At 38.7% G+C, this 12,128-nt stretch carries 14 protein-coding genes; 11 read left to right on the forward strand and 3 right to left on the reverse strand.

The features are described 5' to 3' along the window. Positions 1–143 precede the first annotated feature (143 nt). Genes IPMB12_RS07655 through IPMB12_RS07675 form a run of 5 tightly spaced genes read left to right on the forward strand, consistent with a single transcriptional unit; the run spans position 144 to position 3,819 of the window. Complete coding sequence (locus tag IPMB12_RS07655; RefSeq protein ID WP_166916512.1) at positions 144–575, forward strand: PTS sugar transporter subunit IIA; 432 nt, start codon at positions 144–146, stop codon at positions 573–575. 14 nt (positions 576–589) lie between these two features. After that, positions 590–1,063: a PTS system mannose/fructose/N-acetylgalactosamine-transporter subunit IIB gene (locus IPMB12_RS07660; RefSeq protein WP_166916514.1), complete on the forward strand. Its 474-nt coding sequence runs from the start codon at positions 590–592 to the stop codon at positions 1,061–1,063. 16 nt (positions 1,064–1,079) lie between these two features. Continuing rightward, the gene (locus IPMB12_RS07665; protein ID WP_166916516.1) at positions 1,080–1,880 is read left to right on the forward strand and encodes a PTS mannose/fructose/sorbose/N-acetylgalactosamine transporter subunit IIC; all 801 of its coding nucleotides are present in this window, start codon (positions 1,080–1,082) and stop codon (positions 1,878–1,880) included. Beyond that, positions 1,877–2,728, forward strand: coding sequence for a PTS system mannose/fructose/sorbose family transporter subunit IID (locus IPMB12_RS07670; RefSeq protein WP_166916518.1), 852 nt, complete (start codon positions 1,877–1,879; stop codon positions 2,726–2,728). The genes IPMB12_RS07665 and IPMB12_RS07670 overlap by 4 nt, the downstream gene beginning before the upstream one ends. 23 nt (positions 2,729–2,751) lie before the next feature. Continuing rightward, positions 2,752–3,819, forward strand: coding sequence for a tyrosine-protein phosphatase (locus IPMB12_RS07675; RefSeq protein WP_166916520.1), 1,068 nt, complete (start codon positions 2,752–2,754; stop codon positions 3,817–3,819). A gap of 96 nt (positions 3,820–3,915) precedes the next feature. Here the strand turns inward: IPMB12_RS07675 and IPMB12_RS07680 are convergent, their stop codons facing one another. Both IPMB12_RS07680 and IPMB12_RS07685 read right to left on the reverse strand, forming a co-directional pair. Beyond that, positions 3,916–4,314 (reverse strand): hypothetical protein, encoded by a 399-nt coding sequence (locus tag IPMB12_RS07680; RefSeq protein ID WP_166916522.1) that lies wholly within the window; start codon positions 4,312–4,314, stop codon positions 3,916–3,918. Between the two features lie 126 nt (positions 4,315–4,440). Continuing rightward, entirely contained in the window at positions 4,441–5,685 is a 1,245-nt protein-coding gene (locus IPMB12_RS07685; RefSeq protein ID WP_166916524.1) for an MFS transporter, read from the reverse strand. A 183-nt stretch (positions 5,686–5,868) separates the two neighbouring features. Between IPMB12_RS07685 and IPMB12_RS07690 the strand changes: the two genes are divergently transcribed. From IPMB12_RS07690 to IPMB12_RS07700, 3 genes are all read left to right on the forward strand, one after another. After that, a complete protein-coding gene (locus IPMB12_RS07690) occupies positions 5,869–6,060 on the forward strand; it encodes a hypothetical protein (protein WP_166916526.1) in 192 nt (63 codons plus the stop codon). Positions 6,061–6,112: 52 nt separating this feature from the next. Beyond that, the gene (metC, locus tag IPMB12_RS07695; RefSeq protein ID WP_166917737.1) at positions 6,113–7,297 is read left to right on the forward strand and encodes a cystathionine beta-lyase; all 1,185 of its coding nucleotides are present in this window, start codon (positions 6,113–6,115) and stop codon (positions 7,295–7,297) included. A 147-nt stretch (positions 7,298–7,444) separates the two neighbouring features. Further along, positions 7,445–8,278, forward strand: coding sequence for a MurR/RpiR family transcriptional regulator (locus IPMB12_RS07700; protein WP_166916528.1), 834 nt, complete (start codon positions 7,445–7,447; stop codon positions 8,276–8,278). A 121-nt stretch (positions 8,279–8,399) separates the two neighbouring features. On the opposite strand, the gene IPMB12_RS07705 is transcribed toward IPMB12_RS07700, so the two are convergent. Next, positions 8,400–8,906, reverse strand: coding sequence for a GNAT family N-acetyltransferase (locus IPMB12_RS07705; RefSeq protein WP_166916530.1), 507 nt, complete (start codon positions 8,904–8,906; stop codon positions 8,400–8,402). A 108-nt stretch (positions 8,907–9,014) separates the two neighbouring features. Here IPMB12_RS07705 and mazG point away from each other — a divergent pair, with 108 nt between their 5' ends. From mazG to IPMB12_RS07720, 3 genes are all read left to right on the forward strand, one after another. Then, positions 9,015–9,821 carry a nucleoside triphosphate pyrophosphohydrolase gene (gene mazG / locus IPMB12_RS07710; RefSeq protein WP_166916532.1) on the forward strand — a complete coding sequence of 269 codons (807 nt, stop codon included), beginning with the start codon at positions 9,015–9,017 and terminating at the stop codon, positions 9,819–9,821. 96 nt (positions 9,822–9,917) lie between these two features. Further along, positions 9,918–10,358, forward strand: coding sequence for a hypothetical protein (locus IPMB12_RS07715; RefSeq protein WP_166916534.1), 441 nt, complete (start codon positions 9,918–9,920; stop codon positions 10,356–10,358). A gap of 114 nt (positions 10,359–10,472) precedes the next feature. Continuing rightward, positions 10,473–12,116 carry a DUF2813 domain-containing protein gene (locus tag IPMB12_RS07720; RefSeq protein ID WP_166916536.1) on the forward strand — a complete coding sequence of 548 codons (1,644 nt, stop codon included), beginning with the start codon at positions 10,473–10,475 and terminating at the stop codon, positions 12,114–12,116. Positions 12,117–12,128 lie beyond the last annotated feature (12 nt).

Genomic DNA, 12,128 nt, shown 5'->3' on the forward strand with positions numbered 1-12,128 from the left:
AAGAAACCCTACATTCTTTGTGATTATCTTCACAAAACATAAATCATGGGGTAGTAATCTGTAATATAAAAAGTAACATAATTACTGAAATTATAATTTATTTAGTAACAATGTTTTATTTACTGTGGAAATAAGGAGTACAAATGGCAACAGAATTACCCATTATTTTAGCTAGCCATGGTTCTTTCGCAAAAGGTGCACTGTCTTGTGCTGAACTTTTGATGGGGAAGCAGGATAACGTAGCAACGCTCTCTGTAGAAAATGACAGTAATATCGATCAACTTCGGGAAGAATTTGCCGAACTATATGAAAAAATGAATAACGACAAAGGCTTACTCGTCTTAGTTGATATTATTGGTGGAACACCGTGTAACCTGGCTTCAGAGCTTGCCATCAAACACAAAAATATCACTATTTATACCGGATTTAATATCCCGATTCTACTCGAAGTCCTGTCTAATCGCGATATTTGCTATAACGAAATTTGTCCAATTATTAATGAGGTTTATGGTCAAAGTTGTGTCAATGCAACGGCGATTTTAGCCATTACTAATGATGATGTGACTGAACTTTAATAAGGAACAATGATATGCCTATTAATTTTGCCCGTATTGATGACCGCCTAATCCATGGTCAAGTTGTAACAACCTGGATTAAAGCGTATGACGTAGAACAAATTATTGTTGTGAATGATAAAGTTGCAGCAGATACCGTTCAGCAATCAGTATTAACCATGGCTGCTCCTCCGGGAATTAAAGTGGTAGCTTTTGGTGTTAACCAATTTGTTGAGATTTTGAAGAAAACTGAAATCAAAAAGAAAACGATGCTGATTTTCTCAACTTGTCTTGATGTACTTCCTTTAGTTGAAAGCGGTCTTAAACTGGACAAACTCAATGTTGGTGGTATGCGTAAGAATGATGAACGAAAAGTTCTGTCTCGCGCTGTATCAGTAACGCCAGCAGAGGAAGAAGCATTCCGTAAATTACTGGCAACAGGTCTTAAGATCGAAGTGCAAATGGTGCCAAAAGATCCAATTGTGCAACTTAGCTCAATATTGAATTAATTGAGGGGTAATCATTATGTTAGTACAAGCTCTTTTAGTTGCGGCCTGGGCGGGGATATGTTCCCTTGATGACGTCGGCCCGCAAATGTTACGTCGACCACTCTTAACTGGTACTATTGTTGGTGTCATTATGGGTGATGTGGTTCAAGGTATGGCAATTGGTGCGACACTTGAACTTATGTGGATGGGTGTGGGTAACGTTGGTGCTTACTCTTCTCCGGATACGATTGCCGGGGCAATTATCGGCGTTGCTTTAGGTATTTCAACCAATGGTGGTGTTGCAACAGGTATCGCGCTAGCTATTCCGGTGTCAATTCTGTGTCAGCAGCTTCTGATTATCTGGCGTTCAATGGCATGTTTCTTAAACCCTTGGGCTGATAAAGTTGCACTAACTGGTGACTTTAATGCGATTAAGAAAGTGCACTATTCTGCAACGCTACTTTGGTTCCTGATTCGCGCTATTCCTTGTTTCCTTGCGCTTTACTTTGGTAGTTCTCTGATTGAAAAAATCCTTGAGATGATTCCAGATAGCGTTCTTGGCGGACTTGGTGTTGCGTCTAAATTAATTCCGGCAGTAGGTATCTGTATCCTTCTTCTAATGTTACTAAAAGGCAGAATGTGGGTATTCTTCTTACTTGGTTTTATTTTAACAACTTACCTAAAACTACCAATTATTCCAATTACCTTTATTTCTCTTGCTTTCGCGGTGGTTTATGACCTGGCAAGCAACATGCAAAACAATAATGCAGCAGTGAAAAATGATGCATCAGCAAATCAAACGGGGAATAAAGCAGCAGAAGAGGAGTACGACCTATGACACAAGATATTAAAACTGAAGTGACCGAAGTGGCACCAGTTGAGAATAAAATTACTAAGAAAGATCTCAATCAGATTTTCTGGAACATTCAGACAATGTCGTTTCCTTTCAACTATGAAAAGTTACAAACGATTGGTTTTGCTCACTGTATGGTTCCGGTTCTTAACCGTTTATATAAAGATGCCGATAAAGAGACTCGTATAAAAGCGATGCAGCGTCACCTTGAGTTCTATAACAGTCAGGTAAACTCTGGTGCACTCATCATGGGTATCACTGCGGCACTGGAAGAAAAAACATCTGAAGAAGAAAAAGATGCAGTTGTTGCTGTAAAAACTGGTTTGATGGGACCATTTGCAGGTCTTGGTGATAGCTTACTGAAATTCACCTGGTTACCTATCTGCGGTAGTATCGGTGCTTCTTTTGCCTTACAAGGTAATATTTTAGGCCCGATCATCATGTTCATTATGTTTAACTTTGTGAACTTATTCACTAAATATTACTTTATCCATTATGGTTATAGTAAAGGTGTGGATCTGATCGAACAATCTAAGAACTCAAATATTATTCAACGTATTTCTAACTTAGCTAACGTCGTCGGGGTAATGGTGCTGGGGTCCCTCATAGCCACCACCGTAAAAGTCGCCACCCCAATGACGATAGAAGTTGGGGAGCAAACGATTAAAGTTCAGGAGATGTTTGACAAAGTTATGCCAAACTTCCTGGTATTACTCTTTACGATAGGCCTGTTCTTCTTATTAAGAAAATTAAACGGCAAATATAGTGTAACAGTCATCATTTCATTGATGGTGTTAGGTGTAATTTTATCAACCGCCGGTATTTTAAAATAATTTTTGATGAATAAGGGAAAGTAATGAAACAGTTAATCAAAGCGGCTTCTGTTTGTCGAAAAGATGATAATCGCTTAGTTATAAATATTGAAAAAAATGGTAGTGCTAATGTCGCTTTGTTTTGGACTAAAGATCACGATTCTCAAACTAAAAACAGAGAACTTGTGCAGGAGAATGTAGGGGATTCAATCACCCTACAAGATCCGTTAAATAATCAGCAGCGCATCTACTTTATTCTGGATACTTTAGACGGGCAAAGTAAACCATATTTGTTTGGTGAAAGAACGTTAAAAGTAGCGGGTATGACTAATCTGCGTGATTGTGGTGGGTATGTTGGTGTTGATGGTAAACGTATTAAATGGGGTGTGTTATATCGCTCCAACCATTTACATGGTCTGACTGAGGGCTCTCTGGCTTATATCAAGGCGCTTGGTATTAAAGCGGTTATTGATTTTAGAAGTGACAGAGAAATCAGTAAATCACCAAATGAATATATTGGTGAAAATAAAACAGTCAATGTCGATCCATCAGCCCATACCGCTGAACTGGCTGCGCAATTTGCTGCTAAACCGGATAATGAAAATCAAGATTTAATCAAATTCATTACTGAAAATCTGCCAAAAGATAAAGTGAACGGTAAAGGTGAGCAGGTTCTTGAACAGTACCGTAATTTTGTTAATGGTGATACGGCTAAAGTGGCATTTAAAGATATGCTACAGGCAATGCTGGACAAGAATAACGTTCCTTGTGTTCTGCACTGTCGTGGTGGTAAAGATCGTACTGGTTATGGCGTGTTACTCGTTATGGTTATTTTGGGTATTTCGGTTGAGGATATTGTCTACGACTATATGCTCACCAGAGAAAACCGCTTAGAACGTAATGATTATAAAATGTCGCAATACCGTGAAATTACTCAGGATGAAGATGTACTTGGTTATCTGTTAAGTCTGATTGATACGCGTGAAGAATTTATTCTGGAAGTATTGAAAACGATGAAAGAGGTAGCAGGTACACCGGAAAATTATATCAAACAAGAGCTTGGTTTATCTGAACAAGATTTCCTTACGCTTAGAGATATTTTCCTGGAATAATAACAATAATAAAATCAGTATCTTTTCAATGAATTGCCAGATAACTGGCAGTTCATTTTTTTATTTTTTAATTTGAACTGAATTATTCCAAAAAGATTAATAACGAGGGAGTAACGAAGATACTGCCATCAAAGCCAATGCTAACAATAGACTAGTGATAAACGCAATAAATACCCCTTTCGTGAAAGAAACTCGATATTCGCGACTTGAAAGTATTGTAAGTAGTAAGAATAATAGAGCAAAAGTAATCAGATTATAATTACCTGTTAAATATCGTTCTATATTAAAGAATTTCGATAAAAATCGCAGTAAGAATAAACCAATAATAAAATAACCGGTTGTATATATTGCAGATGAAAAGCGAATTAATTCAGTTGTTGCTATGCGGGCACCAATAAAACTACAAATAGCCATAATACAGACAGATAAAATGACGACAAGACCTAGCTGGTGGATGGGTAAATACAATATATTTTGCAGTGAGTAGAAAGACATAAAGCCCCCCTTAAAACTATAGATAATTGAAATCATAATATCTTGAGATTATTGACATGGATCAATATCAATAAAATCGCAGCGATTATAGCAGGTTTATTTTTTATTTGCTTGATTATCAATCAATTATTTTATTATTTGGCGTGTTGGTAAGGTGATCGAAATCGCAGCAGCCAGCACTAAAAATATACTTGCCATGCCAAAAGCAATCCAGTGAGTTTGATAAGCTTCATACGCAAACCCGCCCAGCCACGAGCTTACCATCGCGCCAACTTGATGACCTAAATAAGTGAGTCCGGTAAGTAGTCCGACTTGCTTAACACCATATACGTCAGCCATTATTGCTGCAGATAAGGAAATGGTACCCGACCAGACAAAGCCACCAATAATCGAAACAGTAAAAAGCTGCCATTTTGATGTGGCGGCGACCAGTCCAATAAAGCCCAGAGCCCGGACAAAATAGATAACAGCTAAAATGTTACGTCTTTGTACCAGATCAGAAATTTTACCCAAAATAATAGTACTGAATATCGCAACAAGTCCAATCAGACCTATTCCGTAAGAGCTGGTGATATTATCAAACCCATGATCCATAAGCATCGGCACACCATGAGTACCCAGTAAATTCATGCTAAAACCACAAGCGAATAATCCTAAGCATAAGAGCCAGAAAGGTTTAGTCTGTAATATTTGTGACAAAGTCAGATGAGCGAGGGGAGAAGGCGCTCTGCTTGTCGTTTTATGAGTCGTATTTTGACTATCCGGGAGTAAATCCGTTTGTTCCGGTACATCTTCACGGATAATCCAGATTGCAGTCGGGATGGCCAGTAACGTGAAAATAACGGCAAAACCTAAAATGGTATTTTGCCAACCAAACCACTCAATGGTGAAAGTAAAGACCGGAATCATAACTGCAATTCCGGCCATTCCTCCGGTAGAGAGAAAGAACAGTGCCATTCCTCTTTGGCGAGTAAACCAGTGGCTAATGATTTGAGTGAAACTAATTGAGCTGACAAAGGCTAAACCAAAAGAAGAAGCAATACCAAAGGCTAAAAAGAAGTTGATTGGATCTCTGGCCCAGACAGTCCAGACTGATGAAATAACAATAATAACGGTACCAAGCAATAAGACAAAACGTGTTCCGTATCGACCAACTAAATAGCCGGCAACTGGCATAGCCAGACCATAAAATAACATACCAATAGCGATCATGCCCGACAGCAAACTACGGCTAAAACCTAAGTCATGGGAAATGGGTAAAAGGAACACACCCAGACTCATTCGCATACCACTGGATAATAAGGTCAAAACTACGGTGGCAGCGACAATATTCCAGCCAAAATACCAATTGAACAAATGTGTTTTTTTCACGCTGCCTCCTTAAAGGCATGACCTTATTATGCTGGAATTACAGGATGTTTATTTGACTCATCATACGCGCTTAATCAGAAATGATGAACTGAAAAAATATTAATATTCGAAAGAAAAATTAGTGATAAAACAGTGACATTTGGTGTTTGTATCTTTATTATCTTATTATTGTGGTGCTGGGTAATGACCAAATTCTCCTTTATCTTATTACAACAAATTGGTGCACCGGTATATGGGCTTGTTTCTTGTCTTATTCCATGTTTTCTGGTGTATCGTGTTCCGGTTTTAAATAAATTTAAAGGTCTGAGTATCTATTACATTATCATAATGGGGATCATGCTTTGTGCTTCGCCATTATTTAAGTTCTTCGAATAAAAATATATTGTTTCGTAACTATGCAGGAATTAAAGAATAAAGGTAATTTATGATGAAAAATAAACACGGTGATCCTAAACATCAAATTAGTACTCAGCTGACACAGTTAGGTCGTGATCCGGAGGAGCAATGTGGCTTTGTTAATACGCCGGTGTATCGTGGTTCAACAGTTATCTATAAATCATTACAAGATATCGAAGCGAGAAAAGCCCGTTTCCATTACGGTACCTCAGGTACTCCAACCATCGCTAATTTAGAAGATGCCTGGTCACAAATCTCTAATGCAGCCGGGACAGTCATGTCACCATCAGGTTTAGGTGCTGTGGCACTGGCTATCTTTACTACGGTGAAAGCCGGTGATCATCTGCTAATGCCTGATTGTGTTTACCGTCCATCACGTAATTTCTGTAACGGTATGTTAAAGAAATTTGGTGTAGAAACGACTTATTATGATCCGCTCATTGGTAAAGATATCGAGAAGCTGATAAAACCAAATACCAGTACGATTTTTCTTGAATCTCCGGGCTCACAAAGTTTTGAAGTGCAGGACGTACCGGGAATTGTTAGTGTCGCTAAAAAGCATGGTATTAAAACTATTATTGATAATACCTGGGCTACGCCTATCTTCTTTAAAGCGCACGATCACGGTGTCGATTTATCGGTGGAAGCAGGGACTAAATATTTAGGTGGTCACTCTGATCTGTTACTTGGTATGGTTTCTGCTAATGAAGAGACATGGCCAGCGCTACGTGCCACTTATGACAGTATGGCAATGCTACCGGGTGCGGAAGATTGCTTCTTAGCACTGCGTGGTCTGCGTACATTACATTTGCGTCTTAAAGAAGCGGAAAGACGTGCGTTAGAAATTGCGAACTGGTTAAAATCAAGACCTGAAGTCAGCAAAGTCTTACATCCGGCATTCCCTGAGTGCCCGGGACATGAATTCTGGAAACGTGATTTTACCGGCTCATCAGGCTTGTTCTCTATTGTCTTGAAAGATGAGTTTACCAAAAAAGGCCTGGCCAGCATGCTGGATAATATGTCAATTTTTGGTATGGGCTTCTCTTGGGGGGGATTTGAAAGTCTGGTTATTCCATTTAACTGTGCAGAGTATCGAACAGTGACCAACTGGAATCCGGGTGGACTGACACTGCGTCTGCAAATTGGTCTGGAAGATGTAGAAGATCTAAAACAGGATTTGGCTGAAGGTTTTAAACGTCTAAAACAAGACAGCTAGAATTATTTCAACTGACTAAAAGGGGCTGTTGCCCCTTTTTATTTAGGGCAAATTCAAGATTTTCACTTGTCAGTCACGGGCTCTTGTAGCATGATCATAATGATGTAGTAATGACTTCTTCAATAATTAATAAAACTGAGCTATAACATGAGTAAGAATGAACAATTATCAGCCCTGCATAATGAAATTCGCTCTCGTTATGATGGATTGAGTAAAAGACTACAACAAGTTGCCCGCTATGTGCTGGATAATGGCGATAGTGTCTGTTTTGATACCATCACTGTCATTGCCCAAAAGGCTGAGGTTCCGCCATCAACGTTAATTCGTTTTGCCCGCCTGTTTGGTTTTAAAGGGTTTAATGATATGAAGCGCGTACTACGACAATATCATATTGGTACTACTCCACTTTATACTGAAAGAGTGAATTTATCGGAAACGGAGTCAGGTCAATTTGATGACTTAGCTGGGCCGCAAGAGGTACTTAGCGCATTTGCTCAGGTCAATATTGAGGCACTACAGGAATTACCTGCACAGGTACATGAATCAGAGCTTAAAAATGCTATTCGTTTACTGAAAAATGCTGATAATATTTATGTGGTCGGTTTCCGGCGCTCTTTTAGCGTTGCTTGTTATCTATCTTATGCGTTATGTAATTTAGAGATGAAATCTATTTTGATTGATAGTGTCGGGGGAATGTATCGTTCTCAGCTTAACGGAGCGACTAAGCGAGATGTTATTTTTGTTGTGAGCTATTCACCTTATGCGACAGAAGTCCTTGAGTTACTTGAAATTGCTGATAAACGTGGTATGAAAAAAATCGCTTTAACGGATAGTCATGTCAGTCCGTTACTGGATAGCAGTAATGTCACCTTTGTTGTTAAGGAAGCAGAGCTTAACCATTTTCGTTCTCAGGTTGTTTCTTTGAGTTTGATTCAGTCACTAGTTGTGTCGCTGGCGCTACAAAAAGCTAAAAAGAAATGAGCTTATAAAAGTAGAAAATGAAGATTGAGAACGTATTAATACTAAGCGAAAGACAAATTGTTAACGATATTTTTCTTCTTCACATGAGTATTAATACGGTTATAGTCGATACAGATAAATTTTATTGATTAATCACGGCCATCACAGAATGTACGCCAATTCCTTCAATGGTGAGCAACTCTTCTTCAATAAAACCGATCTTTTTAAATAAACGCTGCGATACAATGTTGTCTTTATTGACCACTGCAATCAGACGGCGAATTCCGCGTTGATTAAAGGCATAATTAATTACTGCCGTAACAGCTTCTGTCGCATAGCCTTTATTCCAATATTCACTCGCTATTACGACGGACACTTCAATATCATCAATAATTCCCAATGCCATTTTTTCTAAACAGCAGTAACCTATCACTTTGTCAGTCTCTGGCAACGTAATGGCAAAAGCCTGTTTGAAGTCCTCACCATCATAAGAATCAATTTGTTCTGATAACCAAAGCAGGCTCTCTTCAGCCGAAAATGGGTCAATAGCAGAAAACTCAATAACTTTAGGATCAGCGAGTAAAGTTTGTACATCAGACAGGTCGTCTGGTTTAAAAAGACGCAGGACCAAATTATCAGTTTTAATCATATCAATGTCTCTACTTACTTGGGATAAAACCCAATTGTTTTATAAAATAGCTGATATTTTCGAAACTGTTAGCATATAATTACTTAATGAAAAATAACGAAAAATCAGGTGTGTATTGTGCCACAAAATAACTGTTTAGCATTAAAAAAATTATTAGAAATTACAAATACTTTACGTGATCCTGTGAATGGATGTGAGTGGGATAGGGTACAAACATTTGAGTCAATTACTCCTCACACACTGGAAGAAACATACGAAGTTCTTGATGCGATTGAGCGGAAAGATTATCCGGAGTTAAAAGAAGAGTTAGGTGATTTACTGTTTCAGGTCGTGTTTTATGCCGATCTGGCTAAAGAGCAAGGGTATTTTACTTTTGATGATGTCTGTCAGGCGGTGAACGATAAACTCATTCGCCGTCATCCACACATTTTCCAAAATGAATCGGTATCGATGTCTGATGCTAAAAACTGGGAACAGCGTAAGCAACAAGAGCGTAGTCAAAAGCAGCAGTTTTCTGTTTTAGATGATATTCCTCTCGCTTTACCGGCTTTAATGAGAGCACATAAGATTCAAAAACGCTGCGCATCGGTAGGTTTTGACTGGCATGAGCTAGAACCAGTAGTTGATAAAGTGCAGGAAGAGATTTTAGAAGTGATGTTTGAGGTTAAACAAGAAACAGTTGATCAGGAGAAACTGGCTGAAGAAGTCGGTGACTTACTGTTTGCTACTGTGAATCTCTCTCGACACTTAGGGCAAAATGCTGAACTGGCACTAAAACACGCTAATCAGAAATTTGAGCGACGCTTTAGACAAGTTGAAGGGCATTTTAAACAACGCGGTCAGGATATGAATCAAGCCAGTTTGGATGAGATGGAAGAAGTCTGGCAACAAGTTAAGCAAGCAGAACACAAGTAAAGCAGATCTTTTGTGCCAGTTAGCCTTGTCTGATAGTCAAATGTTGAGAAAAGTGATAATCTTTTAAAAGATGAAAATTAACTGAAGGGATATCACATGGCAACAGCAAAAAATGAACTTTATGAAGAGATCAAAGCCTGGTCTGATAATGCAATTTTACATAGCCCGGCATGGAGCGTGAATGAGCTGGACTACAGTGAGAAAAGTCTGAGTGCCGTTGAGATTATTGTTGATGAATTGTCAGCTAAACATTTAGAAGTGTCTGAAGAGCAGCTGGATATGATCGCTCAGGAGTATGGTTGTTATATGTTAATTGCCGCGCAGCGTTTATATGGTGGTGAATTCTACTGGAATGAAGACGTTGAACAGCCGATGTTAATTGTTGGTGAACCTGATGCCTGTATTGTTTTGCTTACATGGAATAAAGTCAAAGGGCGCCTGCTTGGTGATAAAATTGATCATTTAGCGTATTTTTTTGAACAATTTGCAGCTGATGCAAAAGCACCTGAAGCTGGTAAGAAAGTGATTTATATGTAACTGATTTTATTTAGAATATTTAATTAAATCAATTGCTTATTTTTTATTGTAAAGTGAAAAATACGTGCCATACAGGAAGTTTGGACAACCATATATGATATTTTGGAGTTGAGCATGTTTTTAAAAACCGTTGATGTTAAAGGTTTTAGAGGTATCAGTGAGCTATTTCTGGATGTCAATAAAGACGGTAGTGTACTGATTGGTGAAAATGCCTGGGGTAAATCCAGTTTACTTAGTGCGTTGATGTTTTTATCGCCGGAGCAGATGTTTAACCAGTTTGTATCTGAAGATTTTCATCATAATTCCCATAAGCACAATACTCTTTCTATCACCTTTACTTTTTGTGGTGAATATCAAAATCAGCTCAATGAGCCTGTATATCAAGCACTGCAACCGGTTGTATATCTGAATCGTTCTGATAAGTTACAGTATCTGGTTTATCAAATCAGGGCAGAGCAAAAAGAGGGAAAAATCGTTGTTGATTACCGCTTCTTAAATGAATATGGTGACAGCCTGTTTGTAGAAGATGTTAAAACGATGATGACTGCTCTGGTGAAGTTACGTCCGGTACTGCGTCTGAAAGATCCTGGTGATAAGCAGTTCCTTGGTGACCCGGTTAATAATCACTCAATCCATGTAGATCCAAGGTCAGATAAACATTTAGATTTACTCAAACAGCAGTTACTTAAATATTCGCCTAATCTGCGTCCAGAAGAGTTGTCCCGAGGTCTTGATGCCGCGTGTTATTTGCTGGAATATTATCTGGTAGATCAGAAAAAACGCTATAATATTAAGCACGTCGATAAAAGAGAGACCCCTAATCTGGTAGACTGGAACCATCTTGATCAGGTTAACCATATTTTAAGTCGGTTTGATGATACTGCGATTCGCTCAACCTTACTGAGTGTTTTTACTGCGCTGTTGGTGCTTAATAATCCACATCAGTTCTCGCCTGACGTTGTACCAATATTGCTGCTGGAAGAGCCAGAAAGCCAGTTACATCCAAGAATCTTATCTATTGGGATACGGTTTTTAAATCATCTGCCAATGCAAAAAATTGCCACCACGAATTCCAGCGATCTGATTTCTCTTATTCCTCTGGAAAAAATTTATCGTCTGGTGCGTCTGCCTGATCGTATCGCGGTTTATCATTTTGAACCAAGAGCGCTGAGTGTCAGTGATACGCGTAAGATAATGTTCCATTTACTTTATCGTCGTCCAACTACGCTATTTGCCCGCTCCTGGCTTTTGGTTGAAGGTGAAACCGAGATTTGGATGCTCAATGAACTGGCTAATTTGTGCGGTTATCACCTTGATTCAGAAGGGATTCAGCTAATCGAGTTTGCACAGTGTGGTCTTAAGCCTCTCATTAAGCTGGCGAATAAAATTGGTATTGAGTGGTTTGTAGTCACTGATGGCGATATAGCCGGTAAACATTACAGTGAAACGGTTAATTCCTTAGCACCAAATAGAGATCATATAGAAGATTATTTGCTCACATTACCAGCCCAAAATATTGAGAACTTTATGTTCCGCTATGGCTTTAGTCATGTGTATAAACAGATCGCTTATGGCAGTACAGAACACGTGAATTTACCTGTTTCACGTATTATTCAAAAAGCGATTCAGCGTTCATCCAAACCGGATCTGGCTATCGCAATTTGTGATGATGCTAAACAAAGAGGAGTTGAATCAGTTCCTCCAATACTAAGAAATATGTTTGGACGTTTGGTTAAATCGGCAAAGACGATCTATTAGTGTAGAAATTCG

The organism is Zophobihabitans entericus (genome assembly GCF_011745665.1).
GTDB lineage: Bacteria > Pseudomonadota > Gammaproteobacteria > Enterobacterales > Orbaceae > Zophobihabitans > Zophobihabitans entericus.